Origin of the sequence: Embleya sp. NPDC050154 (genome assembly GCF_044460165.1) — a bacterium.
Lineage (GTDB): Bacteria > Actinomycetota > Actinomycetes > Streptomycetales > Streptomycetaceae > Embleya.
In genome coordinates, this window is sequence record NZ_JBITJP010000017.1 from 106,968 (window position 1) to 133,676 (window position 26,709).

General features: G+C 71.9%; 19 protein-coding genes. 7 read left to right on the forward strand and 12 right to left on the reverse strand.

The features are described from left to right. The first annotated feature begins 100 nt into the window (after positions 1–100). On the forward strand, positions 101–1,330 hold the full coding sequence (locus tag ACIBSV_RS31540) for a styrene monooxygenase/indole monooxygenase family protein (protein WP_395869048.1): 1,230 nt from the start codon (positions 101–103) through the stop codon (positions 1,328–1,330). A 59-nt stretch (positions 1,331–1,389) separates the two neighbouring features. Here ACIBSV_RS31540 and ACIBSV_RS31545 read toward each other — a convergent pair whose 3' ends face one another. From ACIBSV_RS31545 to ACIBSV_RS31555, 3 genes are all read right to left on the reverse strand, one after another. Next, positions 1,390–5,376: a discoidin domain-containing protein gene (locus ACIBSV_RS31545; RefSeq protein WP_395869050.1), complete on the reverse strand. Its 3,987-nt coding sequence runs from the start codon at positions 5,374–5,376 to the stop codon at positions 1,390–1,392. A gap of 1,132 nt (positions 5,377–6,508) precedes the next feature. After that, a complete protein-coding gene (locus ACIBSV_RS31550; protein WP_395869260.1) occupies positions 6,509–7,870 on the reverse strand; it encodes a sensor histidine kinase in 1,362 nt (453 codons plus the stop codon). A 143-nt stretch (positions 7,871–8,013) separates the two neighbouring features. Further along, entirely contained in the window at positions 8,014–8,691 is a 678-nt protein-coding gene (locus ACIBSV_RS31555; RefSeq protein ID WP_395869052.1) for a response regulator transcription factor, read from the reverse strand. Positions 8,692–8,778: 87 nt separating this feature from the next. Here ACIBSV_RS31555 and ACIBSV_RS31560 point away from each other — a divergent pair, with 87 nt between their 5' ends. Continuing rightward, positions 8,779–9,348, forward strand: a complete 570-nt coding sequence (locus ACIBSV_RS31560) for a hypothetical protein (protein ID WP_395869054.1) — start codon at positions 8,779–8,781, stop codon at positions 9,346–9,348. A 33-nt stretch (positions 9,349–9,381) separates the two neighbouring features. On the opposite strand, the gene ACIBSV_RS31565 is transcribed toward ACIBSV_RS31560, so the two are convergent. From ACIBSV_RS31565 to ACIBSV_RS31585, 5 genes are all read right to left on the reverse strand, one after another. Beyond that, complete coding sequence (locus ACIBSV_RS31565; protein WP_395869262.1) at positions 9,382–9,930, reverse strand: type 1 glutamine amidotransferase domain-containing protein; 549 nt, start codon at positions 9,928–9,930, stop codon at positions 9,382–9,384. Between the two features lie 135 nt (positions 9,931–10,065). Then, positions 10,066–10,740, reverse strand: coding sequence for a hypothetical protein (locus ACIBSV_RS31570; protein WP_395869056.1), 675 nt, complete (start codon positions 10,738–10,740; stop codon positions 10,066–10,068). 30 nt (positions 10,741–10,770) lie between these two features. Beyond that, on the reverse strand, positions 10,771–11,472 hold the full coding sequence (locus ACIBSV_RS31575; protein ID WP_395869058.1) for a lactate utilization protein C: 702 nt from the start codon (positions 11,470–11,472) through the stop codon (positions 10,771–10,773). Further along, a complete protein-coding gene (locus ACIBSV_RS31580) occupies positions 11,469–13,040 on the reverse strand; it encodes a lactate utilization protein B (RefSeq protein ID WP_395869060.1) in 1,572 nt (523 codons plus the stop codon). Before ACIBSV_RS31580 ends, ACIBSV_RS31575 begins: the two co-directional genes overlap by 4 nt. Continuing rightward, the gene (locus ACIBSV_RS31585) at positions 13,037–13,777 is read right to left on the reverse strand and encodes a (Fe-S)-binding protein (protein WP_395869062.1); all 741 of its coding nucleotides are present in this window, start codon (positions 13,775–13,777) and stop codon (positions 13,037–13,039) included. Before ACIBSV_RS31585 ends, ACIBSV_RS31580 begins: the two co-directional genes overlap by 4 nt. A gap of 263 nt (positions 13,778–14,040) precedes the next feature. On the opposite strand from ACIBSV_RS31585, the gene ACIBSV_RS31590 reads away from it, so the two are divergent. Next, positions 14,041–14,784, forward strand: a complete 744-nt coding sequence (locus tag ACIBSV_RS31590; RefSeq protein WP_395869064.1) for a FadR/GntR family transcriptional regulator — start codon at positions 14,041–14,043, stop codon at positions 14,782–14,784. Between the two features lie 313 nt (positions 14,785–15,097). After that, positions 15,098–16,285 carry a phytanoyl-CoA dioxygenase family protein gene (locus ACIBSV_RS31595; protein ID WP_395869066.1) on the forward strand — a complete coding sequence of 396 codons (1,188 nt, stop codon included), beginning with the start codon at positions 15,098–15,100 and terminating at the stop codon, positions 16,283–16,285. Positions 16,286–16,453: 168 nt separating this feature from the next. Here the strand turns inward: ACIBSV_RS31595 and ACIBSV_RS31600 are convergent, their stop codons facing one another. Next, positions 16,454–16,849: an STAS domain-containing protein gene (locus ACIBSV_RS31600; protein ID WP_395869068.1), complete on the reverse strand. Its 396-nt coding sequence runs from the start codon at positions 16,847–16,849 to the stop codon at positions 16,454–16,456. A gap of 280 nt (positions 16,850–17,129) precedes the next feature. Between ACIBSV_RS31600 and ACIBSV_RS31605 the strand changes: the two genes are divergently transcribed. Next, positions 17,130–18,860: a PP2C family protein-serine/threonine phosphatase gene (locus tag ACIBSV_RS31605; RefSeq protein WP_395869070.1), complete on the forward strand. Its 1,731-nt coding sequence runs from the start codon at positions 17,130–17,132 to the stop codon at positions 18,858–18,860. Next, positions 18,857–19,852 carry a B12-binding domain-containing protein gene (locus ACIBSV_RS31610; protein WP_395869072.1) on the forward strand — a complete coding sequence of 332 codons (996 nt, stop codon included), beginning with the start codon at positions 18,857–18,859 and terminating at the stop codon, positions 19,850–19,852. Before ACIBSV_RS31605 ends, ACIBSV_RS31610 begins: the two co-directional genes overlap by 4 nt. Positions 19,853–20,353: 501 nt before the next feature. On the opposite strand, the gene ACIBSV_RS31615 is transcribed toward ACIBSV_RS31610, so the two are convergent. From ACIBSV_RS31615 to ACIBSV_RS31625, 3 genes are all read right to left on the reverse strand, one after another. Next, entirely contained in the window at positions 20,354–20,734 is a 381-nt protein-coding gene (locus ACIBSV_RS31615; protein ID WP_395869074.1) for an STAS domain-containing protein, read from the reverse strand. Positions 20,735–21,074: 340 nt separating this feature from the next. Beyond that, positions 21,075–21,749 carry a peptidyl-tRNA hydrolase gene (locus ACIBSV_RS31620; RefSeq protein ID WP_395869076.1) on the reverse strand — a complete coding sequence of 225 codons (675 nt, stop codon included), beginning with the start codon at positions 21,747–21,749 and terminating at the stop codon, positions 21,075–21,077. Positions 21,750–21,928: 179 nt separating this feature from the next. After that, complete coding sequence (locus ACIBSV_RS31625) at positions 21,929–22,807, reverse strand: alpha/beta hydrolase (RefSeq protein WP_395869078.1); 879 nt, start codon at positions 22,805–22,807, stop codon at positions 21,929–21,931. A 323-nt stretch (positions 22,808–23,130) separates the two neighbouring features. Here ACIBSV_RS31625 and ACIBSV_RS31630 point away from each other — a divergent pair, with 323 nt between their 5' ends. Beyond that, positions 23,131–26,643, forward strand: coding sequence for an ATP-binding protein (locus ACIBSV_RS31630; RefSeq protein ID WP_395869080.1), 3,513 nt, complete (start codon positions 23,131–23,133; stop codon positions 26,641–26,643). The last annotated feature ends 66 nt before the right edge of the window (positions 26,644–26,709 follow it).

The window sequence follows — 26,709 nt, forward strand, 5'->3', positions numbered from 1 at the left end:
CGGCTCTCCTCCGCGCCGGACTTCTTGATCTGTACTCCGGTGAACACGCAGCGCGAGCCATACGATGCTTCCGACTCGATCAGGGGAAGGGACGTCAGCCATGCGCAGGATCCTCATCGTCGGTGCCGGCCAATCCGGGCTCCAACTCGGCCTGGGGTTGCTGGCCCACGGCTACGACGTGACCGTGATGACCGAGCGGACCCCCGACGAGATCCGCGCGGGGCGGGTGACCTCGACCCAGATCATGATGCCGTCCACGATCGCGCTGGAACAGCCGCACGGCCTGGACCTGTGGGCCGACCTGGTGCCGCCGATACCCCGGGCCGGGTTCACCATTCCCGGCCCGGACGGCACGCCGGTGGTGAACTGGCTGGGCGAGATGGGCGGCGCCCAGTCGGTCGACCAACGGATGAAGATGCCCGCGTGGATGGAGCTGTTCGTGGCGCGCGGCGGCAACCTCGTGGTGCACCCGGTCGCGGTGTCCGACATCGACTGGTACACCCGCAACTACGACCTGGTCGTGGTGGCCGCCGGCAAGGGCGAACTGGTGTCGATGTTCGACCGCGACCATGAGAAGTCCGAATTCACCACGCCGCAACGCCAGTTGGCGGTCGCGTACTTCCACGGCGCGACCCCGCGACCGGAGGTGGGCCACGACGCGCTGCATGTCAACGGGATCCCCGGGGCCGGCGAGATCATCATGTTCCCGGGCCTGACCTTGTCCGGCCCGTGCGACATTATCCTGCTGGAGGCGGTACCGGGCGGTCCGCTCGACGTGTTCCGCGACGTGCGCGACCCGGACACGCACTGGGCACTGATGCTGGACCTGGTCCGGCGGTTCGCGCCGTGGGACCACGACCGGATCAGCCGCGCCGAACTCACCGATCCGATGTGCGTGCTCAGCGGCGGCTTCTCGCCCATCGTGCGCAAGCCGGTCGGCGAACTTCCCTCCGGTGGGCTGGCCTTGGGCATCGGCGACGTACTGGTCACCAACGACCCGCTCAGCGGCCAGGGATCCAACAACGCCGCGCGAGCCGCCGACCTGTACCTCGACGCGATCGTGGCGCACGGCGATCGCCCCTTCGACGCGGCGTGGATGCAATCGCTCTTCGACACGTTCTGGTCCCGCGCGCGCCACGGCGTCAAGTTCTCCACCTCACTGCTCGGCGTCCCCCCGGAGCACGTCCAGATGCTGATGGGCGCCGGCAACACCTGCCCCGCCGTGTGCGACGCGATCATGAGCGCCTTCGACAACCCGGTGGAGTTCGAGGAGTTCTTCTACGACCCGGAGAAGACGAAGGCGTTCCTGACCAAGGTCGGCGCGATCTAGGCCCTGACCGGCCGCGTGGTCGCCGCCCGCCCGGCGGGGCGCGGGCGGCGACCGTCGGGTCAGGGGTTGACGGTGATGGTGAAGGTCGACGTCGTGTTGCGGATGTTCTGCGCGTTGTCGCTCATCCGCAGACCGTTGAAGGTGACCGAGCCGACCGCCGGGCCCTGGCCCGGTTCGGGGAGCTCGTTGGCCCAGATGGCGAAGCCGGACTTGGCGTCGTAGGCGTCGCCGCTGCGGTGTGCGCCGGTGATCGAGATGTTGTCGAAGATGGTGTCCTTGACCGGGAATTGCGGTTGTCCGCCGACATAGTTGGTCTGGAACATGATCCCGCCGTAGGTCGGGTCGACGATGTCCACGTCGCTCACCCGGATGCCCTGGAAGATCTTCGAGGCGGAGAAGACCCAGATCGCCGGGAAGACCTGCCCGTTCCAGAAGTGGCCGCCCGCGCGGACGATGGAGATGTTTCGGAAGTTGGTCGGCTCGGTACCGAAGCCGTTCATCGGATAGCCGAAGTCGAGTGAGCTGATGGTGATGCCGGAGTAGACGAGGGTGTCCGCGATCCGGATGTTGCGGAACGTGTTGGCGTAGCCGCCGTAGACCGCGATGCCGGCCGCACGCCAGGTCAGCATCGCGGTCAGGTTCTCGTACACGTTGTTCTTCTCGTCCGCGCCGCCGGCGTCGATCGCGGAGAACAGCGCGAAGCTGTCGTCCCCGGTCGAGCGGGCCTCGATGTTGTCGAGGTGGTTGTCGGTGCTGCCGTTGGTCATGTTCACGCCGTCGGCGAAGGTGTCCCGGATCCGGCTGTCGCGAATCGTGACGTTGTCGGTGTTGGCGCCCCAGTACAGGCAGACGGTGTGTTCGTTCCAGACGTCGTCGATCAGGATGTTCGACACGTTGGCGAAGTCGAACACCTTGCCCGGCCCGTCGATCCGCGACGTGTAGTTGCCGAAGTAGGCGAAGCCGGTGAACGAGGAGCCGTTCGCGGACGCCTCGGCGCGGAACCCGACGTCGGTGTTCTCCTGGGTCGTGGGAGCCTCGAACCTGGTGAACCAGGGACCCGCTCCGGTCACCTTGACCGCTTTGCCGTACACCTGGAACTTGCTCGCGGTCGGGTACGTGCCGGGCGGCAGGTAGACGCCGACCAGCGTGCCACCGGGGTCCATCCGGACCCGGTCGAGGGCGTTCTGCACGTCCTGGTGGGTGAAGCCGGCCGGGACGACGTAGGTCGCCGGGTTCGGATTGGCGATCGGCGCGACCTGCTCCAGGTTGACGAAGTCGATGGTGTAGTCGCTGGTGTTGGCCGCGTTCTTCTGGAGTTTGATCCGGCTGCCCTTCGGGACGGTGGTCCCGAGCATGATGTTGGCCTCGTCGTAGATGTGCCGGGGACCGCCGGCACCGGGCGAGTTGCCGGGAGCCGCCTCGTTGCCGTACAGCCAGGCGTACTTCGAGGTGAGCGCGATGGCCTTGAGGAAGATGCCGTCCACGTACACGTCGAGTGTCGCGTCGATGCCGCCGCCGCCCGGGGCGTCCGGGATGGAGAACCGGGTGACCAGGGTGTTGGTGCTCGCACGGGTGGTGAACTCGACCGAACTGCCGGTCGATTCGAGGGTGACCGCCTTGCGACCGGACGCCTCGCCGGCCGGATCGCCGATCACCCGGTTCGGTCCGATCACCGCCGCGCCGCCGGCCAGGAGGCCGTCCTCGGCCTCGTACATGTCATAGGGCAGGTGTGCGCCTCGGCCCACGAACAGCGGCCGGGTAGTCGTGTTGTCCGCCTGCTTGACCGGGAGTTCGTTGGCATCGGCGGCGATCACCGTCTTGACGACGTACGTTCCGTCCGCGGCCGGCCAACCGCCCAGCGAGATCGGGGGGCTGCTCGCACCGGGGGCGAGCACACCGGTGTACGAGCCGGTGAGGGTGCGGACCACGGCGCCGGCGGCGTCGATCAGGGTCAGCGTGACCGGGTGGGCACCGGGCGCGCTCGCGATTGTGCCCTGGTTCTCGAGCGTGACGGTGAAGGCGACCGCGTTGCCGGCGGCCGGGTTGTCCGGGGTCCATTCGACGGCCGAGGCGATCAGGTCGGAACTGGCCACGGGAGTGACCACGAGCGGAGCGGGCGCGCTGTAGGCGTTGTTGGTCTCGTTCTGTTCGATCACCGCGTTGGCCTCGTCGACCCTGGCACTCGGGGCGTAGCTGCCGGCGGGACGGGTGCCGATGGTGGTGGACACCGTGGTGGTGGCGCCGGCGGCGAGCGCGCCCACCTGGGCGGTGCCGGCGGGGGTGTCACCGAGTCGGAAGTTCACTGCGGTGGCGCCGGCGGCGACCGGGCCGATGTTCTTCACCGTCGCGGACAGCGTGATCGCGTCGGTCTCCACCGGTGCGACGGGGCTCGCGGTCAGCGCGGTGACGGTCAGGTCGGGGTTGGGCGCGGGCACGCCGATCACCTGGAACTCCGCGACCTGACCGCCCGGCGCACCGGAGTTGGCGGTGATCCGCAGGCGCAGGTCGGCGACCCGGCCGGTGACCGGGATGCTCACGGTGTTGCCGCCGGCGCCGGGCGCGAAGGCGCGGACGGCCGCCGGGGCCAAGGTGGTGAAGCCGGCGGCGCTTTGTTCCCGACCGAGCACCTCGATGGTCTGGGTGCGTGGGCCCCATACCGGATCCGGGTCGAGTCGGACCACCACGGCTTGGACATCCGCGTTCGAACCCAGCGCCACGGTCAGCGTGTTCGGGTAGGTGTTGCCCTCCCAGTAGGTGCTCACGCTGTCGTCGTTGGCGTTCGTGGCGACGAAGTTCTGCGTCGTGGAGGACGCGGTGATCGGCTTGCCGACGGCCAGGTTCGTGCCGGTGCCGCCGCCGGACCCGATACGGGTCACCTGGTTGCTGTTCGGCGAACTGTTGCCGGCGGCGTCCCGGGCGACCACGTGATAGGTCACCGTCGCGGTGTCCGGCAGGCTGTCGGTGTATTCGAGCGTGCCGGCGGCGACGGTGCTGCGCAGCACGCCGTCGGCGTACACGTCGTAGCCGGTGACCCCGACGTTGTCGGTCGCGGCGGCCCAGGTGAGCCGGATCCGGCCGGTGGCCGGCTGGGTGTAGGCCAGTGCGGTCGGCGCCGTGGGTGCCTGGGTGTCGCCCGTGGTCGGGCCGTAGACCTCGAACTCGGCCACCTGGGCGGCCGGCCATCCGGTGTTGGCGATCACCTCGACCCGCAGGTAGCGGGTGGTCACCGTGTCGAACGCGAGCGTGACGGTGTTGCCGCTCGCCGGGTCGAAGACCCGACCGGCCGAGGCGAGGATGTCGGTGAAGGTCGTCCCGTCGGTGCTGCCCTGGAGGGAGAGGGTCTGGGTCCGGCGCTCCCACCCGGCGGGCAGCTTGAGCACCACCTTGTTCACCCCGACCGAGGCGCCGAGATCGGCCCGGATCCATTGCGGCAGCGCGTTGTTGGCGCTCTCCCAGTAGCTCGCCTGATCGCCGTCGCCGGCCTTGGCCGCCGTATATGGCCCGTTGGCGCTGCTCGCGGTCAGGGTCCCGGCGCGGGCGAGGTTGGTCGTCGAGTCGGCCGCGGTCTCGACGCCGAGTTCGGCGAGCTGCGCGGCGGGCGCCTTGCTGTTGCCGGTGACGTCGAGCCGGACGAATCTGGCCTGGGTGGCCGGGAAGCGGATCCGGACGGTGTTTGCCGAGGCGGGCTCGAAGCTGTAGGTCGCCCGGCCGACGATGGTCTTGAAGCTCGTGCCGTCCTCGCTGCCCTGCACTGCCAGCGTCTGACTGCGCGCGGCCCAGCCCTGGGGCAGCTTGAGTACGACGCCGTCGATGCTCGTGCTGCGGCCTCGATCGACCTGGACGGCTTGGGGGAACTCCGAGCCGGTGCCCTGCCAGTAGGTGTCCTGGTCGCCGTCGGCGACGGCTGCGACATCGGTGCTCGCGACCCGGGCCCGGTCGCCCGACCCGGCGGACGTCGCGGCGCCGGCGGGCCCGACGGCGACGGCGAGCGCGAGCAGACCGGTCGCCAGTGTGGCGCCGGCGGATTTCGGGATGGGTGGCCTCATCGCATTCCTCTGTTCGGTTCTCTCGCGGGGGACGTGCACGGGAGGTACGGGAGGAGCCGCGCGTGGTCGGAGAGCGGGCCGGTGCGTGCCGGGGCAGGCCGAAGGCCGGGTCGGCATGTGGTCGACCGGATCGCGGTGCCGGTGAAGCCGGTCCCGCCGGCGGTGGGGAACGCCGCCGGGAAACCGGCGCGTTCGGGTCACGGATCGAAATTTGCGGCTCTAGGCCGCAAGTTCCCAACAATCTGTGAACTTTTTGCAGTGCGCGAAATCAGAGTTACAGACGCGTTACGGACCCGTCAACGCTCCGATCCCGGCCGAGCGCACCCGGGACACGACCCCGCGCGATCGACCGCCACGCGCTGTCGACGCTTGCGTGCCACGACCCCCGAGACCGCGCTGGCCGGCGGCCCGAAACGAGCCACGCCACCCCTCCGGCGCGCAAGCAGCCCGCAAAATTGCGCCCAAATTACGTTCCACTTCCGCCCCCCGCCCCAGACAACCCGCCCCCGCCCACCCCCGGCGCGTCAGCGCCCCCGACCCACCCCCACCCCGGTGATCGACGCGCGAAGCGCGGAGAGCGGCGGAGCCGCAGGTGTGGACGGTGTGGCCCGGAGCGAAGCGGAGGGACACGCCGTCCCGAGCGAGGCGCCGCTTTTTCTTGGAGGAGCGAAGCGGGGGAAAGAAAAAGCGGCGCCTCGCGAGCCGGCGACGCAGTCGCCCAACAAGCAACCCAACAAAAAAGACCCGACCCGAGAGTTTTCGCTCTCGGGTCGGGTTGCCGTCGTGCCCCGGGTGGGGGTGGGGACACGAGCGGCCGGGGATGCGAGATCCCCGAACGGCTACAGACCCTGGGGGGGATTGGGCTGCGCCTGGGCCATTCGGAAAGGGGGGAGTCCCGTTGGTTCCGAATGGACCGCTGTTCTGAAGGCTAGTGAAAACCGTGGCCGAAGAACACCTGTCCACCCAACCCGATTCGACCCGAGGCAAGGGTTTAAGGCCCACATAAGGTTGGATCAAGGTCCAGGTGCCGGCCGGCACACGCGCCGTGACTCACAGTGAGAAAATCCCCGTTTCGCCACCCACCCGAAGAGCACCGCAGCATCGCAGCGCACCGCGGCACCGCCGCACCCCCTCACCCCGCCCCCGGCCGCCGTCGCCCGCGCCGGCTCTTGCCCGCCCGCCGGCTGCGCCGAACGACCGACTCCGTCGTACCCCCGCCCAGCCGCACGCTGATCTCCGCGCCGCCCAGTACCGAGCGACCCAATCCCACCTCGCCGCCGGTGGCCTCCGCGAGCCGCCGGACGATGTCCAGGCCGAGCCCGGTCGAGCCGTCACCGCCCTGGCCGTGTCCGCGCCGCAGGGCGCTCACCGGGTCGGCGATCCCGGGCCCTCCGTCGGCCACCAGCAGGATCACCGCGTCCCGGCCCGAGTGCAGGGTCACCGAGAACGGCACGCCCTCCTCGGTGTGCCGGAACACGTTGCCCAACATCGCGTCCAAGCCGGCCGCCAGGTCGCCCCGGGGCACCGGGACCCGCACCGGTTCGGCCGCGCCCACCAGTTGCCACGGTCGGTCCTCGTCCTCGGCCAACGCGGACCAGAAGTCCATGCGCTCGCGCACCACTTCGGCCGCATCGCAGCCCACCGCCTCGATGGACGCGCTCGATCGCCGTGCGGTCCGGATCAGTTCGTCGACCTCGCGCTCCAACTGCGCCACCGCGTTGCGGGTCTGCTCGGCCACCGGGTCCTCGCCCAGCGCCGCCGCGTTCAACCGCAGCGCGGTCAGCGGCGTACGCAGTCGATGCGACAGGTCGGCGGCCATCTCCCGTTCGTTGGCCAACAGTTGCTCGACCCGATCCGCCATCGTGTTGAACGACGTGGCGGCCTCCTGGAGTTCGGAAGGCCCCTGGGGTGTGATCCGCGCCGCCAGGTCGCCGGTACCCAACGAGCGGGCCGCCACGGCCAACCCCCGGGCCGAGCGCACCACCTGCGCACCGAGCCGGTCGGCGACCACCACCGAGCCGCCGACCAGGACCACGGCCACCCCGGTGAGCACCAGCCAGGCCGTATTCACGCCGTGCTCCAGGTCGTCGTCCGGGACGTACACCTCGATCACGGTGATCCTGCCCTGGTCCAACAACAACGGTTGCAACAGCGCCCACCCGCCGCCCGCGCGAACTCGGAACGAACGGGCCGACTCCCGCGCGGTGGCCACGCTGTGCTCGCTCGCGCGCGGCCGGCCCAGGACCGACCCGTCCGGCAGATGGATCGCGATCCGGCCGCCGGAGCCGGCCGGCACGCTCGCGATGGCCGGCTCCAGCGTCGCCCGGTCGGTGGTGATCACCAGCGCCGGCTGCAGCGCGGCGGCCTGCCGCTCGGCGTCGGTGAAGGTGCGGTCCGCGGCGATCTCCCGGATCACCAGGACCAGCGGGATCAAGAACGCGAGAGCGACCATCGTGGTGACCGCCAACGAGACGCGCACGAGCGTGCCCCGCACGCCCTTCGGCGCCCGCGGCGGCTTCACCTCCCGCCCCGCGGCACCACCGACCCGACCCGAGCCACCCGCTCGCCCCGGCGCGCCGGCCCGATCCGCCGCATCCTCCCGCCGCCCGGCCGTCCCGCCCCCGCGCGGGCCGGGCCTCACGCCGGCGGCTCCAGTTTCACCCCGACACCCCGCACGGTATGCAGATACCTCGGCTCCCGCGCCTTCTCGCCCAGCTTTCGGCGCAGCCAGGACAGGTGTACGTCGATGGTCTGGTCGTCGCCGTACGACTGGCCCCACACCTCGGCCAGGATCTCCCGGCGCGGCACCACCGTCCCGGCCCGCGCGGCCAGGAACGCCAGCAGGTCGAACTCGCGTCGGGTCAGTTCCAGCTCCCGGTCGTCCAGCCGTGCCTCCCGGCGCCGGACGTCGATGAGCAGACCTCCGACGCTGAACACGTCCGCCGTGGTCCGCCCACGCGCACGGCGCAGCACGGCGGACAACCGCGCGCCCAGGTGTTCCCCGGAGAACGGCTTCGTCACGTAGTCGTCGGCGCCCGCGTTGAGCAGCCGGACCACCTCGGCCTCGTCGTCCCGGGCGGTCGCGATGATCACCGGGACGTCGGATATACCGCGAAGCATCTTCAACGCCTCGGATCCGTCCAAGTCCGGCAGACCGAGGTCCAGAATGACCACGTCGAACGGGTAAAGGGCTACTTCGCGCAACGCCTCCAGGGCCGTTCCGACGCTGCGCACCGCGTGGGAGGACGACGTGAGGTATCGGATCAGCGCCGAACGTACGAATTGATCGTCCTCGACCACGAGCACCTGTGCCATGGTTCGGAACCGTACCCGTACTCTCCGCCCCGGCCGGCCCGGGAGGGGAAACACCGGGCCGGGAACGCAGGCGAGAGGATAGGGCTCGTGCGGAGGACCATCACGTCGATATCGGTGTGGCTCGCGGTCACCGCGATGGCCGTCGCGCTGTCGTGGTGGGGCGTGCGCAGCGTGCTGCGCGACACCGTGTTCGAGCCGCCGCGGGCGCCGACCCTGGTCGCCGGGGACGAACCGCCGCCGCCGGTGGACACCCCGTCGACGGCGTCCGGCGCGGTGCCGAGTACCGAGGAGCCGGACCTGATCTCCGCCGTCAACCGCACGCCGCCACCGACCTCGTCGTCCCCGTCGCCGTCCGCGTCCTCGGCTCCGCCGTCGCCCAAGGCCGCGACGACACCGGCCGCGCCGCCGGTCCGGCTCCGGGAGGGCCCGCCGGTCGCCGTGGTGCAGAGTTTCGAGGTGCGCGGCGGACGGGCCTCGTTCCGCTACCAGGGCACCACCGCGACCCTGATCGCCGCGACGCCGAACTCGGGGTGGGCGGTCAAGGTGTGGCCGGGCAACCAATGGATCCGGGTCGACTTCGTCAGCCGTGGCCGGACCTCGTCCGTGTTCGTGGTCTGGAACGGGCACGACCCGATCGCGTCGACCTACGAGGCCTGAGCGCCCACCGCCGTGCCCGGGCGGACCCGTGCGCTACCGGCTCTTCCCGGCCCGGGCGAATTCCGTCACCAGCGCCTTGTCGAACGCCGCCAGGTCGTCCGGCTTGCGGGAGCTGATCAGCGTGTTGGTGCCCGCCGTGCACACCACCACCGCCTCGTCGACCCAGAGGGCACCCGCGTTCTCCAAGTCGGTGCGCAGGCTCGGCCAGGAGGTGAGCTGCCGCCCGCGCACGACGTCGGCCTCGACCAGGATCCACAGCGCGTGGCAGATCGCCGCGACCGGCTTGCCCTCCGCGAAGAAGCGCCGGACGAACTCCACCGCCTTGGGCTGGGTCCGCAGGAAATCGGGGTTGGCCACCCCGCCGGGCAGCACGAGCGCGTCGAAGTCGCCCGACCCGACCGCGTCGATCCCGGCGTCCACGTGGAAGGTGTCGCCCCGGTCGTAGTGGTCGAAGCCCTGCGCCTCGCCGGCCTTGGTGGAGATCAGCTTGGGTGATCCGCCGGCCCGTTCCACGGCCTGCCACGGCTCGGTCAGCTCCACCTGCTCGAAGCCCTCGGGGGCGACGAGGAATGCCACGGTCAAGCCCTCGAGCTCGGATGCCATGCGGGCACACCCCTCCGTACGGAACGGTTGCGACGGTCGGGTCTCCGCCTGCCCGACCACCCCGGCCGTAAACCCGGCGCGGCACCGGCGCCGGCAGGACCGGCGAACCCCGTCCTAGAGGTCTTCGAGTACCTCGGCGGCGGTCGCCCGCAGGCCCCGGGCGGCCCGCGTGGCCGTGTTGTACGCCTCGTCGCCGCGCCCGTCGGTGAACGCGTTGGCCGCCTGGATCAGACCCTGGGCGCCCTTGAGCACATCGACCGCCGCCGCGAGCAGCGCCTCGCCGCGCGCGTCCCGGCCGGCCTCGCCCGCCATCGCGGCGAGCTGCCGGGTGAGCACGGTCAGCCGCATGTCCACACCCCGCGCACCGGACAGCGGAGCCGGACGCGGATCGCGCACACTCGGCACACCCTGACGCGGTGTCGACCCGCCCTCCGGCCCCCCGCACAGCGCACACACCTCGCCCAACGCGAGCAGCCCGCGCTCCGGGTGCCTGGGGCACGGCGCCGAGCGCGGCCGCGCGTCGGCCGCGTCCCGGGCCCGACCACGCCGCCTGCGGTTCTCGCAGAACAGACACTTGTCCCGCGCATCCTCGTCGACCGGACCGTACGGATGCTCGTTGCACAAGGTGGTCGGTACGGGCGCGGCCAACTGGCCGAGGAGTCGGCGGGTGTTCGCCAATTGCTCGGCGATCGCGTCGTATGCCTCGGGCGGGCTGGTGTTGCCCAGGAGGTCGACCATCTCCATCAGGTTCTTGGTCGAGCGGACGAGTGCCTTCGTATCAGGTGCCACGCCTATGGACTGTAAATGATCGGCGGGACATCACCGCACGATCAGGACTTCGAGAGTCCTGGGCCCGTGTACACCCTCGACCCGGTCCAGTTCGATGTCGCTGGTCGCGGACGGGCCGGAGATCCAGGTCAGCGGTCGGCCCGGGGTCAGCCGCTCCAACGCCTGCGGCACCGACGCGACCACGTCCCGCGCCCGAACCACGCACAGGTGCCAGTCCGGCACCAGGGTCAGCGCGCGCCGCCCCTGCCCGGGGCCGGCGTCGAGCACGATCGTGCCGGTCTCGGCGATCGCGACGGCCGACGCGGTCAGTACGCCGTCGGCACCGTCCAACTCGGCGGTCGTGAGGTGGTGAGCTTCCGTCGGAGAAAGCGACAGCGGCCTGTTATTTATAGGATCATCTGACAATTCGCCGATCGGGCCGTACGTCCAGCCATCCGGTACACACACCCCCGCCGCCAACCCGGCCGTCCACGCCGCCGGCAGCCCGGCCGGCGTCACCACGCGGTGGGCCCCGCGTCGCTCGACCGCGCCGGCGACGGCATCCGCGAGCCCGCCCTCCGCGACCTCGTGCACGATCGCCCGGTAGTCGCGCAGGTGCTCGACGAACAGTTCGAGCACACCCTCGACCACGTGGGCCCGCGCGTAGTCGCGCGGCACCGGGAACACCTCGTCGCGCGGCACGTCCACCAGCGCCCGCCGTACCCGGGCCAGAATCACCTCGCGCGAACTCATCGCCCCTCCCCCTCGCTCTCGTCCGCCTCGACGCCCGGAGCAACCTCGCCACCCGGAGCGGCCTCGACGCCCGGGATCGCCTCGACGCCCGGCGCCGACGAAGGCACCGGACCCGCCGGACCGCTCCGCTCCCGCACCCACCAGTCCCGGAACGACTCCGCCGGCACCGCCGGGATCGACCGGCTGTCCGTCCAGGCCGCGCCCGGGCCGGGCGCCCGCTTGGGGATCAGCCTGCGCGAGCGGGACGCGGCCCGCTGTACCCGGCGCAGCCGGCCCGGATCGTCCAGCACCCACTCGGCCGCCCGCATCGCCGCCCGCTCGGCGCGGTGGCCGCCGCCTTCGACCACCTGCTCACGCAGATGAACCAGCACCTCGGGGATGTCGATCGCGACCGGGCACACCTCGTAGCACGCGCCGCACAGCGAAGAGGCGTACGGCAGGGACGCCGTCTGCTCGTCCACCCGGTGCCCGGCGATCCCGCGCAGCTGCGGCACCAGGATCGCGCCGATCGGCCCGGGATACACCGACCCGTACGCGTGTCCCCCGGTGCGCTCGTACACCGGGCACACGTTCAGGCAGGCCGAGCACCGGATGCAGCGCAGCGCCTGCCGGCCGGTACGGTCCGCGAGCACGTCGGTGCGGCCGTTGTCGAGCAGGACCAGGTGGAAGTCCTGCGGCCCGTCGCCGGGCGTCACCCCGGTCCACATCGAGGTGTAGGGGTTCATCCGCTCACCGGTCGAACTGCGTGGGAGCAGTTGCAGGAACACCTCGAGATCGGCCCAGGTCGGCACCACCTTCTCGATGCCGACCACCGAGATCAGCGTGTCCGGCAGGGTCAGGCACATCCGCCCGTTGCCTTCCGACTCGACCACCACGAGCGTGCCGGTCTCGGCGACCACGAAGTTCGCGCCGGAGACCGCGACCCGCGCGGACAGGAAGCGCTCGCGCAGGTGGCGGCGCGCGGCCTCGGCGAGCGCGGCCGGGTCGTCGGTCAGGCCGGGCGGCGCGGGGACGCCCCACTCGCCCATCTCGCGCACGAAGATCTCCCGGATCTCGGCCCGGTTGCGGTGGATCGCGGGCACCAGGATGTGCGACGGCAGGTCCTCGCCCAGTTGCACGATCAGTTCGGCCAGATCGGTCTCGTAGGCCCGGATGCCCTCGGCCGCGAGCGCCTCGTTCAGCCCGATCTCCTGGGTGACCATCGACTTGACCTTGACCACCTCGGTCTCGCCGGTGGCCTTGACCAGGTCGGCGACGATCCGGTTCGCCTCGGCCGCGTCGGCGGCCCAGTGCACGGTGCCGCCGGCGGCGGTGACCGCCGCCTCGACCGCGAGCAGGTGTTCGTCGAGTCGGCGCAGCGTCCGGTCCTTGATCGCCGCGCCGGCCGCGCGCAGTTCGGCCCAGTCGTCGAGTTCCTCGACCACCAGGGCCCGCTTGTCACGGATGGTGTGGGTGGCCTTGCGCAGGTTGTGCCGCAGTTGCGCGTCGCCCACGGCGGCCCGGGCGGCCCGGGGGAAGGGGGGCATGCCGACGAACGTGGCGCCCGCCGGCGGGACGGCCTTGCTCATGCCGGCTCCTTCTCGGTCGAGGCGAGGATTTCCGCGAGGTGCAGGACCCGCATCCCGGTGCGCTGACGGTCCATCAGGCCGCCGATGTGCATCAGGCACGAGTTGTCCGCCGCGCACAGCACCTCGGCGCCGGTGCCGGCCGCGTGCCGAACCTTGTCGGTGCCCATCGCGGTGGACACGTCCGGGTTCTTGACCGCGAAGGTGCCGCCGAAGCCGCAGCACTCCTCCTCGCCGGGCAGGCCGAGCAGTTCCAGGCCGCGCACCTCGCGCAGCAGCGCGGTCGGACGGTCGCCGAGCCCCATCAGGCGGCGCGAGTGGCAGGTGGGGTGGTAGGCGACCTTGTGCGGGAAGTACGCGCCGACGTCGGTGACGCCGAGCACGTCCACGATGAACTCGGTGAGGTCGTGCACCTTCGGGACCACCGCGGCCACATCGGCCGCGAGGGTGGGGTCCTCGGCCCGGGCGGCGGCGCGCGGGTGGTTGTCCCGGATCATCGCGCCGCACGACCCGGACGGGGTGACCACCGCGTCGTAGCCCGCGAAGGTGTCCGCGAACCGGCGGACCATCGGCTCGACGCGGGTGCCGTATCCGCTGTTCCAGTGCATCTGTCCGCAACAGGTCTGGGCGAGCGGGAAGTCCACCGCGCAGCCCAGCCGCTCCAGAAGACGCACGACGGCTCGGCCCGTGCGGGGGTACAGCGTGTCGTTCACGCAGGTGATGAACAGCCCGACGCGCATGCGGGCGGCCTCCTCGCGGATCGGCGGGTCCGGCTCGAAGCCCTGGGAGGAGTCCGAGGCGGAATCCGACGCCGAGTCCGACGCCGAATCGTGTGGTCTGACCACACTGTGGTGTGCACACGCTAAGGGCATGTCATGCTGTGCCACAAGACACGGGCGGCGTCCCCGAGCCCGAAGCTCCGACGTAACCCGTCGATCCGCCGAAGCCTCCCGAAACCAGTCGAAGCCATTCGAAACCCCCGAAATCGCCGAGGAGCCTCCCAGTGAACGACGGTCCGGACTGGCGCCCGGTCAAGCGCGTGCGCGCGTTCGAGGAGGTCGTCGCGCAGATCGAGGAGCAGATCGCGACCGGCCGACTGCGCGCGGGCGACAAGTTGCCCGGCGAGCGCGCGTTGGCCGCCGCGCTGGGGGTCAGCCGCCCGTCGGTACGCGAGGCGATGCGGGTCCTGGAGGCGATGGGCGTCCTGGTCGCCAACACCGGCAGTGGCCCGGAGGCGGGCGCGATCCTGGCCGGATCCGCCGGGCCGGCGCTGACCGGCGTCCTCGGCCTGCACCTGGGCCTGGCCAACTTCGCGGTGGACGATGTGGTGGAGACCCGACTGCTGATCGAGTCCTGGGCGGTCGAGGCCGCCGCGCGGCACGCGAGCGAGGCCGATCTCGACCGGCTGCGCACGATCGTGGCCGCGATGGACGATCCGGATGTGTCGGCGGAGCGGTTCAACGAGCAGGACACCGAGTTCCACACCGCGATCGCCGAACTGTCCGGGAACGCGCTGGTCGCCACCTTCATGCGCGCGCTGCGCGACACGGTACGCCGGCACCAGCGCCGCGCCGTCGCCGAACTGGGCCCGGACACCGGGGCGTTGCGCGCGGACCACCGGGCGATCCTGGCCGCGATCGAGGCCCGCGACCCACGCGCGGCGGCCGAGGCGTTGGCCGTGCACCTGCGCCGCGCGTATCCGAACGTGGCCCGGGTGCGTCGGGACGCGAGCCCCGACGAGGGCTGACGGGTCGCCGTACGCCCGCCTCGGAGTGCAGGCCTCGTCCCGCGTCCCGTCGGGAGCCGACGCCTCGTCCCGCCTCCGTCCGGGGCCGAGCCGTCCTCGCGCGATCGTCGGCGGCTCGTCCCGCCCGGTCACCCGGAGCTGACGAATCGTCACCCGCCTTGTGCGTCAAGGTGATTTGCCCGAACGCGGCGGCGCGCCCGGCGCGATCCGCCCGCCTCGGACACTCGTTCGGGCAAACCTCGAAACGCTCTGGTAACCCGCCGCGTTCGCCCGGCATACTGCGCGGCAACGTACAGCGCAGGAGGTCGCGAGGATGCTCGGGCACGACCGGATCGACGCGGAGACGTACCACCGGGACATCGTCCCCGGATTGCTCATCGGCGAGCACGGCAGACGGGCCGAGGCGGGCCTGGCCGGGCTCGACCCGATCGGCATGCGGATCGGGGACGGCGCGTGGACGTATCGCCCGCACGACTCCCGGTTGCGGATCGTGGAGGGAATCGACGCGGACGCCGGCTGCGTGATCCGGTTGTCCCCGGACGCGTGGACCGATCTGGTCACCCTGCTGCGCACCGCGGCGGCACTGGCCATCGCGGGCGACGTGGACACCGAACGCGGCAGCCTGGTCGACCTGTTCCGCTGGGAACCGGCGCTGCGGGCGCTCTATCAGGGCATCGAGATCTATATCCCGCACAGCACCGAGGTGTTCGACCGACAGGGCCGAAAGGTGGACCCGGCCGCCGAACTGACGCTCGATCACTCCGACCGCGAACTCGCCGAACACTTCACGGCTACCGGGGTGATGCGTGTACGCGGGGTGTTCTCCGCCGCCGAGATCGCCACGTTCGAGGCCGAGGTGGACCGGCTCGCGGCCGAGGCCCGCCCGGACGACGACCGGTCCTGGTGGGCGGAGCGCGAGAACGGCGAACCGGTGTTGTGCCGGATCGTCTACGCGAGCGAGCGTTCGGCGCCGATCGGCGCGCTGGCGCGCGATCCGCGCCTGGTCCGCCTGGCCACGCTGATCCACCCGGACCTGGCCGCGTCCACCGACCGGATGGAGGGCATCTCGGTCCTGCTCAAGCCGCCCGGCCGACTCAAGGGCCTGGCGAACATCCCGTGGCACACCGATTGCGGGCTCGGCGGCCACCACATCATGTGCCCGTCGGTGGCGATCGGCATCCAACTGACCGGCTCCAACGCCGACAACGGCTACCTGGAGGCGATCCCGGGCTCGCACGGCCGCACCTGTCCGCAGCCGAGGGCCGAGGACCTGGCCGACCTGCCCTATCTCGCGGTGCCCACCGATCCGGGTGACGTGACGGTGCACATGGCCGACGTGCTGCACGCCTCCCCCGCTCCGGCCGGCGTGGGCGGACGGCGCACGATGTACGTCACCTTCCACCCGCCGACGCTGTTCGAGCACGTCGGTCCGGGCGAGGCGGTCAACGACCTGATCCGCAGTCGAACCGCGAGCGAGTTGGACGCCGGGCTGGGCCGCTGAGCCCGCCCGCGTCGGCTCCGGCGCGGGCGGCCGGGACGGCCGCGAGGGGATCGGCGCGGCCGACCGCGGCAGCCGGGACGGAATCCGCATGCGACACGAACGCGCGTTCGGAGCAACCGACTTCGCCGTCACAGGATGCGCCCGCGGCCGGATCCGCGGCGGCCCCGCTCAGCGGTTCGGCGTAGCGTGCACGGTCGCGCATTCCACCCGGAGGATGCGGTCCAGATGGGTGATCCGCAACACCCGTGCGGGTTGCGGTCCGACGCCGCACACCACGATGTCGCCGTCGCGATCGCGTAGGCGGCGGTAGCCGTACACCAGACTGCCCAGACCGGACGAGTCGATGAACGGCACACCCGTCAGGTCGATCCGCAGGCTGTGCGCGCCCTCGTCGACGAGGCGGTCCACCGCCTGCCGGAACATCGGCGCCGCCGTCATGTCCATGTCGCCGTGCACGGACACCGTGCCGCCCAGGTCGGCCTCCAGCGCGACGTGCACGACGCATGGTCTGGCCGAGAACGATGTGTGATCGACGTCGTCCGGTGGGAGATCGTCAAGGCTCATATGGAGCACTCCACCTGATCAAGTGTCGGTTTCGGTCGCGCGCCGCACGACCGCTCGGTACGGTTCGCACGTCTCGGGAGAAACCCCACATCCGTCCCGAAACAACAAGACCGCATCGGCACCCTACTCGCCGAGTCGGTCCCTCGTGGACCGTCTTCCCCTATAGGTGTGATTCCGCTGGAACCCACACATCGGCGGCCGTCGCGGTCGTACCTTGAAGGTTGCGCGAGGGCCGACGCGAGCCGGCTCGAAACGCACGGACGCAAGGGATTCCGTAGCCATGACCGGACAACGCCCCTCCGGCGACGAGCGGGGCAGCGACACGCAGGAGCCGACCGCCCGTCGACGAACCAACGGCTTCAAACCGCCGGGTGCCCCGGACGAGCCCGCGCCGCCGGCGTGGTCTCCCGCCGAGGTGCTGGACGAGAGCGACACCGGCGTGGTCGTGTTCACAGCCGAGGGCACCGTGCGCTATCTCAACGCCGCGGCCGCACGGCTCCTGCCGGAATGCCTTCCGGGCACCGCCTATCCCACGCTGCCCGCGACCGGGACCGCCTGGCACGGCGAGGTGGACGACCGGCGCGTGCGCGGCCGACGCGCGGTTCTGGGCGACGGCCACTACGTGTGGTACGTCCAGGACACCACCGCCGAACGGCGGCGCGAGGACACCCTGTTGGCCGAGCGCAGGCGCAAGGTCTTCCTCGCCGAGGCGGGCCGGGTGTTATCCGCGACCACCAATCCGCGCCGGCTCACCGATCTGGTCACCACGCTGCCCGCGGGCGAACTGGCCGACTGGGTCGCGCTGTCCGTGCCCAGCATGGAGGACGGCCGGCTGCGCACGACGTACGCACCCGGATCCGGCACCCCGATCGCCCGGGTGACCAGCAGCCTGGGCACCGCGTGGACGGCGCCGGCGGGAGTGGGTCGGGTACTGCGCACCCGGCGCCAGGAACTGCATCCGCTGATGGACCGCGCGTTGCTGCACCGACTGGTGCCCGACGAGGCGGTCGCGGGCCTGATCGCGGTGGACGCCCGGTGCGCGCTGGTGGTTCCGGTGCCCACCGACGACGACGCGCCCTCCGTGCTGACGTTCGTGCGCTCGGCGACCTCCGACCCGTTCACCGAGGAGGAGATCTCGCTTGCCGTCGACTACGCCGAGCGGGTGGGCGTCGCAGTGCGCACATCGCGCCTGTACGTCGAACAGGACCGGCGCACCATGCTGTTGGCCCAGGCGCTGGTGCCGGGCCCGTTGCCGGAGGTGCCCGGCGCACGCATCGCGGCCCGCTACCGGCCGGTCTCGCTGACCGACGGCCTCGGCGGCGACTTCTACGCAGTGCACCCGACCCCGGTCGACGGTACGTGGGCGTTCTCGGTCGGCGACGTGTGCGGACGCGGCACGCCCGTGGGCATGTTCAGCTCGCGATCGTTGCTGATCCTGCGTACGGCGGCGAGCGCCGGTTGCGCACCCGCGCATCGCATGGCGTTGCTGGACGCGGAGTTGACCCTCGGCGACCCCTCCCTCGTGCTGACCGCGATCACCGGCGACTGCTCGGTGCACCCGGACGGTTCGGCGCTGATCCGGTTGACCTGCGCCGGGCATCCGCCGCCGCTGTGGATGGATCCGGCGGGTCGGGTGCAGGCGATGGAGTTCACCGATCCGCTGGTCGCGGGCATTCCGGGCACCGTGTTCGGGATGCACGAACTGCCGCTGGCGCCGGGCTCGACGCTGCTTCTGTACAGCGACGGGGTGACCGAGGCCCGCGATCCGGACGGCGAAGCCTACGGCGTACGGGCGTTGCGGCACGACCTGGCGTCCTGCGCGGGCATGCCGGTGGACGCGCTCGTGGAACGCCTCGAACAACGGTTGATGGCACACCTGGGCGACGCCCCCGTCGTGGACGACGTGGTCCTGCTGGGCATTCACATCCCCTACCGGGACGACGACGAGACCTTGCCGAACCTGGTCGAGCCCGACGGCCCGATCCCACCCGAACACCCGGACGGCGAATGACACATGTGGTCTCCGACGAACTCGACCTGTTCCTCGCCTACCTCGGACAGGCGGACGAGGTCGAGGCACTGACCCTGGTCCGGAACCTGCTCGGCAAGGGCGTGCCCGGCGATCGGGTACTGACCGACCTGGTGATCCCGGCGCTGCGCGGGGTGGGCGATCGGTGGGCGACCGGGGAGTGGACGGTGGCGCGCGAACACTCCGCCTCGCACGTCGCCGGTCGTGTCGTGCACCTGATCACGGACGCGACGCCGCGACCGCGATCCGAGGCCCGGGTCGTGGTGTGCTGCGCGCAGGGCGACTGGCACGGGCTCGCGTCCACGATCCTGGCCGCGCTGTTGCGGGTACGCGGCATCGACACGACGGTCCTGCCACCGGGCACCGGCGCGGGCGAGTTGGCCCGCATGTTGCCGGATTCGGGGGCGGGTTCGGTCGCGCTCGGCTGTACGGTCTCCACCGCGCTGCCGGGCGCGCGGGCGATGGTCGAGGTGGCCCGCCGCGTCGGGGTACCGGTCCTGGTCGGCGGCCCCGGCTTCGGCCCGGACGGCCGCTGGGCGGGCCTGATCGGCGCGAACGGCTGGGCGGCGGACGCCCGAGGGGCCGCCGACACGCTGGCCGGCCCGGACTGGCCCGCGGTCACCACCCCGGCCCCGCGGTTGCGCCACCTCCCGGACGCGGCGCACGACGGCGTCGGCCTGCTGCGCACACCGCTGGTGGCGGCGGGCATGTCGGCGCTGGTGCCGATCGAGGGCGAGCGCTCGGACACCACGATGCGCGACGGCCTGGTGACCGCGGTCGACGCGCTGGCGGTCTCCCTCTTCGTCGACGACCACGCGCTGTTCGTCGACTTCACCCGATGGTTCGCCGACGTCCTGGACCACCGCCGCGTCCCCGGGGAGGCCCTCGCCGCCGCGTACCGCGCCTTCGCCGCGCGCCTGACGCACGTCCCCGGAGCCGACGCCACCCTGACAGCGGCGGGCGCGGTGTTGTAGGCCGGACCGACCGCCCCATCGGCGGGCGTACCGGCCGGTGACCTCCCGACAGGATGGCCGCCGCCGTGCGGGACGGGCTGGACTGGCTCGACTCCTGGAGTGCGACGGACCCGGACGACGGGGGGATCCCGGTCCCGGCGGTCTTCGGGCCCGGTGACGGCGACCTCGCCGACTACCTGTGGGACGGCGTGCGGGCACGTGTCGTCGACTTCGAGGACTCGGGGCGCAGCGACCGCGCGTTCGAGCTCGCGGGGATCACCGAACATGTGTCGGGCCGGGTGACGGGGATCCTGGATGTCCCGCTGTTCCTGAGCCACTTCGACCTCACACCGGCCGAGGCGCCCGGCTGCCGGAGTATCGGCGGCTACTCGCGGTGGTCTGGCTCTTTTCTGCTGTCGATGGACGATCCGGAGAACCCTCGGAATCCGCCCGGAACCGCGGCGCGCCGGGCGCGGCGTCTGCGCGACCTGCTCGGCCGAGCGACGCGTCGGCGGCGTCGGGTCAACCCGCGGCGCTCAGGTCCTCGTCCGTCGGGGCGTCCTCGCACAGGGCCTCGTCCAGGTCGGGGTGCACGTCGAAGAGTCGGCGCAGGCCCAACGCGGTGAAGACGCGGTTGACGTGGTGGTCGTTGTTGCTGGGCATCACCAGGCGCAGGCTGCCTCCGGTGGAGCGGAGCAGGCGGCGGGCGGCGACGAGCGTGCCGATGCCGGTGGAGTCGAGGAATTCCACTTCGGTGAGTTCGAGGACGATCCGATGGTCGCCGTCGGCGACCGCGTGTCTGACGTGTTCGCGAAGCTCGGGCACGACCGCGTAGTCGACCTCCCCGAGCACGTGCAGCACGGTCCAGCCCTGGAGATCTTCCTTGATCACCTGAAGAGTCACGCGCCGGCAGTCCCCTCGCCCATGGTGTCCCGACTCGCGCGGCAGGATGCCCGGAACGCTCGGCGACCCGTCCCCCATCGGATGCGCCGACGGATCCGGGAGGGTCCTGGACGCGGCTCGGGAGCCGGGTGGTCGGCCCGGCCTGTGACCTACCGTAGTGGGCCGCAGGAGTTGGGGCAGTGACGATCCGGTCACGTACGGGTCTCGGTTGCAGCGTACACGGATCATCCGACGCCGCCTCGGAGTAGCGTCCCCCGCTCCATCGATACGCGTGATGACGCAACGTCACATTCGACTACACGTCGGCAAGCGCCGCCCGACGCACGCACGACGGCACGGCTCAGCGCAGCGGCCACGGTACGTCCGCGACCACCGTGCAGGAGCCCGGCGCGATCTCGGTGAAGCCCGCGTCCCGGACGACGGGCCGACCGCTCGCGGTCAACGCGGGCCACGCGGCCGGGTCCGCGGTCCGCACCGCGAGGTCGAAGTCGCGCGCCGCCCACTCCTTGCGCCCGGCCGGGTCCAGGCCCAGCCACGCGAGGTGGCTGCCGTGCCCCACCTGCGCCATGGCCTTGCCGGCGGTCATCTCCAGCGCCGGGTTCAGCCACAACACCGGCTGCCCGGGCTCGGCGGGCGGCGGTGCGGCGGGCTCGTCCAGGTCGGTGCCGGAGACCTGCAACTTGGCCAGGTCCTTGGGCCACGCGTCCAGCGGGATCGGCGGGTACACCCGAACCTCCGCCGTACGCCGGGCCACCGTGATCCCCGGCAGCGTGTTCGCCCGCCGCCACTCGCCGCCCCGGGCCCGCCGAACCACCTTGCGGATGCGGTGGCCCTGCCAGGCCTCGACCACGTCGTGCCACTCGCCTTCGGGGTCGGTCGACCTCGGGTCCGCCAACAGGACCAGGACCGCTCGCGCGGCGGCCTCCAGGGCGTCGGTTCGGGCCGGCGGGTCGTCCTTCTCGATGTGCGCCACGAGGGGGAGGACGTATTCGATGGTGCTCACGGGGTCGATCATGCCTTGCTCGTGGCCACATGGCCTCGTTGGGAGTCCTGAGTCTCGTGGACGGGTTGCCGGTGCGGATTGGGTGCGTCGGGTGTCTTTCGCCCAACCGCCCACCCGTTGCGTTGGGTGTGGATGGTTGGGTTCTACCGGCCTCGGGGCCGACTGGTGGCGCCCCGAGGCCGGGAGGCCGGTCAGGCTTCGAGGGCTCTGGTGGTGAGGAAGCGGGCGATGGTGCCTATGGCCTCTTGGGATTCGGGCATGGTCGGGTCGATGGCGGGCCAGGCGTGGGGGACGTCGGGGACCAGGTGGGCCTGGACGGGGACGCCGGCCGTCGCCGCCCTGCCGGCGAAGGCGGTGGCGTCGCCGAGCAGCGCCTCGTGGCACGAGGCCAGGAGCAGCACCGGCGGGAGCCCGGACAGGTCGGCGAACAGCGGGGACGCCAACGGGTCTCCCGGATCGTGCAGTTGCAGGTAGATCTCGGCGGCCTCGCGCAGCGACTTCTTCGAGATCAGTTGGTCGGTGGACGCGTTCGAGTCGTACGTGGGCTTCGTCACGGTCAGGTCCAACCACGGGGACAACAGGACCATGCCGGACGGCAGCGGCACCGGGGCGCCTCGGGCCGCGACCGTCAGCGCCGCCGCGAGCCCGCCGCCCGCCGAGTCGCCGCCCACGAACGGGGCGAGGTCGCCGTCCTCGCCCGCCGCCACGATCGCGTCGTACACGCCCGCCACGTCGTGCAGCGCGGCCGGAAACGGATCCTCCGGCGCGAGCCGGTATTCCACCAGTACCACCCTGGCCCGCGCCGCGAGCGTGATCCGCGAACCGAAGCCCAACCAACCCGCGGCGTCGCCCATCCGGTAACCGCCGCCATGGAAGTAGAGCAGCGTCAGCGCGGGATCGGGCACCTCCAGGAACGTGCACGGCACGCCGCCCACCAACTCCTGACGCACCGTCACTCCGGGCTCCGGGTCCTGCCGATACGCCGCCGTGCCGCGCCGCCGCGCGTCCAGTTCGTCCGACGCGGCCCGCCCGTCGCGCACCGGCGGCAGGTTCCAACCGTCCAGACTCATTCGTGCCCCTCCCCAACCGAAATCCGGGTGCCCACGCGCCCGATGCCCACCTGACGGGTGCCCCGATACCGGATCACCCACGCCCCCGGGACGATCGGTTGCCCCGATCGGCGCGCGAGAAGTCCCGTGAGGCTGGAAGCCTCCGGCAAACCCGGGTACGGATCAAGCGATTCGCCGGGTTGTGACATGGGGCCGGCGCAATTGCCCGCCGGGTGCACCGTTCGGTTCGTACCATGTGGCGCGCGGGGTCCTTCGAACCGCTCCCGGACAGGCGCCGGGGAATCGGTTGTCGCGAAGACGACAGCAGGAGGGGGGTCCGTCACATGGTGGTCCGGGTACGTGTTCTCGGCCATGTCTGCGTAGACGGCCCCGCGGGCCGCGCCGCGGAGGATCTCCTGGGCGGACCGCAGGCCCAACTCGTATTCGCCGCGCTGGCCCTGGGCCGCCGGCATCCGGTGCCGCGCGAGGAGTTGGCCGCGCTGTTGTGGCCGGAGCAGGCGCCCAAGTCGTGGGAGGGCGCGCTGCGCGGTGTGCTCAGCCGGGTCCGCGGCTTCCTGGGCCAGGCCGGGTACGACGCGTCCTCGGTGCTGCGCCACCGGGCCGGCTGCTACGTACTGTCCCTGCCCGAGGGCACCGAGGTCGACGTGGAGGCAGCCGAGAGCGCGCTGATCGAGGCCGAGGCGCTCGCCGTGCACGGCGCGTTCGCGCAGGCCCGATCCCGGGCCCACGACGCGCACGAGATCCTGGCGCTGCCGTTTTTGCCCGGACAGGACGGCGACTGGGTCAACGAGCGGCGCACCCGCTGGCGCTCGGCCCGGCTGCGCGCGCTCGCCGTGTCGGTGACCACCGAACTGCACCTGGGCCGGGCCGACGCGGCGGTGACCCGGGCCGCCCAACTCGTCGACCTGGACCCCTTTCGAGAGAGCAGCCACCGCCTGCTGATGACCGCGCACGCGGCCGGCGGCGACCGGGCGGCGGCGCTGCGCGCGTACGAACGATGTCGACGGCTGCTCAACACCGAGTTGGGGGTGGGGCCGTCGCCGGAGACCGAGTCGGCCTTCCTGCGCCTGCTCGGCGACGCCACGCCGCAACCGCTGCCGGTGCCCGCGCCCGCCGCGCGCTTCGCGTCGCCCACGCCCGGCGGGGACGCGCCGCCCGCTCCGGCCCCCACCCGCTCGGCGCACGACGTGTTCCCGCACGGCGCGCCGGGGCCGATCGTGGGCCGCTCGGCCGAGTTGCGCCTGCTGGAGGAGTCCGTGCGGGCCGAGGTCGGCTCGCGCGTACTGCTCGTCAGCGGCGACGCCGGGATCGGCAAGTCGTTCCTGTTGAGCGAGTTCGCCACCCGGGCCGGCCGCGACGCGCTGGTGCTGACCGGGCGCAGCGACGAGGGCGTGGCCGCGCCGTTCCAACCGTTCGTGACGATGTTGCGCGCGCATCTCGCCGAGGTCGCGGCCGAGGAGTTGCGCGAGCGGGTCGGCGACCTGGGCGGCGAGTTGCACCGGCTCCTGCCCGAACTGCCGCTGGAACCGGCCGGCCTGATCCAGCCTCAGGGCCCGCCCGACTCGGACACCGAGCGTTACCGGCTGTTCGAGGCGGTGGCCGGGGTGTTCCGGCACGCGGCGACCGAGCGCGATCTGGTGCTGCTGCTCGACGACGTGCACTGGTCCTCGACCTCGACCATGCTGATGTTGCGGCACGTGGCGCGGGCGCTGGTCGGCACCCGCGCGGTGATGGTGATCGCCTACCGCGACACCGGACTCGGCTCGGTGCATCCGATGACCCGGCTGATCGCCGACCTCTACCGCGACCTGCACCCCGTGCACGTGCCGCTGGGCGGCCTGGACGTGGCGGCCCTGGTCGAACTCGCGCACGTGCTGGCCGGCCCGCTGCCGCCGCGCGCCGAGGGTGTACGGGCACACGTGCTGCGCGAGCTCAGCGACGGCAATCCGCTGCTGGCCACCGAGTTGCTGCGCCAGTGGGCGGATGTCAGCGACTGGTCGGCGCTGGGCAAGAGCGTGCCCGCGGACGTCCCGCGCCGGGTGCGCAACGTGCTCCGGCAGCGGCTCCTGGGCCTGCCGCAGTCCACCCTGGAGGCCCTCACCGTGGCCGCCGTGGTCGGCCCGGCCTTCGACATCGACCTGGTCGCGGCGGTGCACCCGGGCGGATTCGACACCGTCGTGGACGCCCTCGACGACGCGGAGCGCGCCCACGTGGTGCGCGCCGAGGAGACCGATCGTCCGGGCCGCTTCACCTTCGTCCACGCGCTGGTGCGCTCCACGCTCTACCAGGAGTTGCCCACCGCGCGTCGGCTGCAACTGCACCGCAAGGTCGGTCTGGCCCTGGAGGCCCGCGGCGACCGGGACGCGCATCTGCCGGAGTTGGCCCACCACTTCCGGCTGGCCTGCCGGTTCGGCGAGGCCCGGCGCGCCTTGGACTACGCGTGGCGCGCGGGCGACGAGGCGCGGGACGGCGGCGCGTTCGAGGTCGCCGCCGAGCACTACCGGCAGGCGCTGGAGGTGTTGCCGATGGTGAGCGATCCGGCCCCGGAGACCCGCTGCGACCTGCTGCTCTCGCGCGGCGCGGCGCTGGATCGGTGCGGCGATCGGCGCTGCCGGGAGGTGCTGCGTCGGGCCGCGGAGGAGGCCCGAGCGCTGGCCGATCCGCGCCGGCTGGGCCGGGTCGCGCTGGCCATGGTCCGCCTCGGGCAGGTCTATCAGGTGGGCGTGGACCTGGAGTTGGTCGCGCTGTTGCGCGAGGCGCTGGCGGCGTTGCCGATCGCGTCCGGGCTGCCCGCCGACAACGCGCTTCGCTCGCTGCTGCTGGCCGCGCTCGCGGTGGCGCTCACCTTCGGGCACGATCGCGAGGCCCGGCTGACCATGCTCTACGAGGCGCTGGACGCGGCCCGCGAATCGGGCTCTCACGACGCGCTGGCGCAGGGCCTGGAGGCGCATCACCTGGCCGCGTCCGGGCCGGACCTGGTCGACGAGCGGCTGCGGATGAGCAGCGAGTTGACCGTGCTCTCCGGGCTGACCGGGGATCAGGAGTCGCTGTTCCGCAGCCACTTGAACCAGGCCTACGACCTGGTGGTGTGCGGGTCGATCCCGGCCGCCGAGCGCGAGTACGCGCAGGCGCAGCGGGTGGCCCGGCGGTTGCGACACCCGTGGTTCACGTGGGAGGTGCTGATCTACCGCTGTGGCCTGGAGTTGCTGCGCGGGCGGACCGCGCGGGCGAGCGACGTGCTGGCCGAGGCGCTGCGGCTGGCCCGGCGGTCGGCGCTGCCGCGCGAGGCGGTGCGCTCGTTCAACCTGTCGCAGATCCTGGCGGTGCGCTGGGAGCAGGGCCGGTTGGGCATGATGGCGCGCCGGACCGGGGTGGCCGCCGGGTGGTCGCGGGACGTGTCGTGGTGGCGGGTGCAGGCGTGCTGGGCGGCGTCCGCGTCGGCCGATCCGAAGTCGGCGCGCGAGGAGTTCCACACGTTGTGTGTGCCGGGCTTCGCGACGATACCGGTGGACCTGTTGTGGACCGGGTCGCTGATGCGGCTGGGCGAGGTAGCGATCGAACTGGGCGATGTGGAACGCGGGCTGCTCGTGAGCGAGGCGCTGACCCCGTACGCTGAACATCTGGACTGGACCGGCTCCTCGCTCGGCCCGGTGCGCCGGGTGCTCGGCGGGCTGGCCGCGATCGTCGGCGACGGGGTCGCGGCCCGCGCGCAGTTCGAGGCCGCGTACGCCCGATGCGTCGAACTGGGGCTGCCCGGGCACGCTGAGCGAACACTCGGGGACGCCGTGCGATTGCTCGGTGAGCCGTTGGACACCGGCACCTCCCCGCTTCGCTGACTGGCTGTCACCTTGCGCTTTCGCGCTGCTCTGACGCTGTTCTGACGCTGTTTGCCTACCGTTGGT

Bases quoted from the DNA above. Each gene is read 5' to 3' on its own strand.
- ACIBSV_RS31540 (WP_395869048.1), top strand. From the start codon at position 101: ATGCGCAGGATCCTCATCGTCGGTGCCGGCCAATCCGGGCTCCAACTC.
- ACIBSV_RS31545 (WP_395869050.1), bottom strand. From the start codon at position 5,376: ATGAGGCCACCCATCCCGAAATCCGCCGGCGCCACACTGGCGACCGGT.
- ACIBSV_RS31555 (WP_395869052.1), bottom strand. From the start codon at position 8,691: ATGGCACAGGTGCTCGTGGTCGAGGACGATCAATTCGTACGTTCGGCG.
- ACIBSV_RS31575 (WP_395869058.1), bottom strand. From the start codon at position 11,472: ATGAGTTCGCGCGAGGTGATTCTGGCCCGGGTACGGCGGGCGCTGGTG.
- ACIBSV_RS31580 (WP_395869060.1), bottom strand. From the start codon at position 13,040: ATGAGCAAGGCCGTCCCGCCGGCGGGCGCCACGTTCGTCGGCATGCCC.
- ACIBSV_RS31585 (WP_395869062.1), bottom strand. From the start codon at position 13,777: ATGCGCGTCGGGCTGTTCATCACCTGCGTGAACGACACGCTGTACCCC.
- ACIBSV_RS31595 (WP_395869066.1), top strand. From the start codon at position 15,098: ATGCTCGGGCACGACCGGATCGACGCGGAGACGTACCACCGGGACATC.
- ACIBSV_RS31600 (WP_395869068.1), bottom strand. From the start codon at position 16,849: ATGAGCCTTGACGATCTCCCACCGGACGACGTCGATCACACATCGTTC.
- ACIBSV_RS31605 (WP_395869070.1), top strand. From the start codon at position 17,130: ATGACCGGACAACGCCCCTCCGGCGACGAGCGGGGCAGCGACACGCAG.
- ACIBSV_RS31610 (WP_395869072.1), top strand. From the start codon at position 18,857: ATGACACATGTGGTCTCCGACGAACTCGACCTGTTCCTCGCCTACCTC.
- ACIBSV_RS31620 (WP_395869076.1), bottom strand. From the start codon at position 21,749: ATGATCGACCCCGTGAGCACCATCGAATACGTCCTCCCCCTCGTGGCG.
- ACIBSV_RS31625 (WP_395869078.1), bottom strand. From the start codon at position 22,807: ATGAGTCTGGACGGTTGGAACCTGCCGCCGGTGCGCGACGGGCGGGCC.
- ACIBSV_RS31630 (WP_395869080.1), top strand. From the start codon at position 23,131: ATGGTGGTCCGGGTACGTGTTCTCGGCCATGTCTGCGTAGACGGCCCC.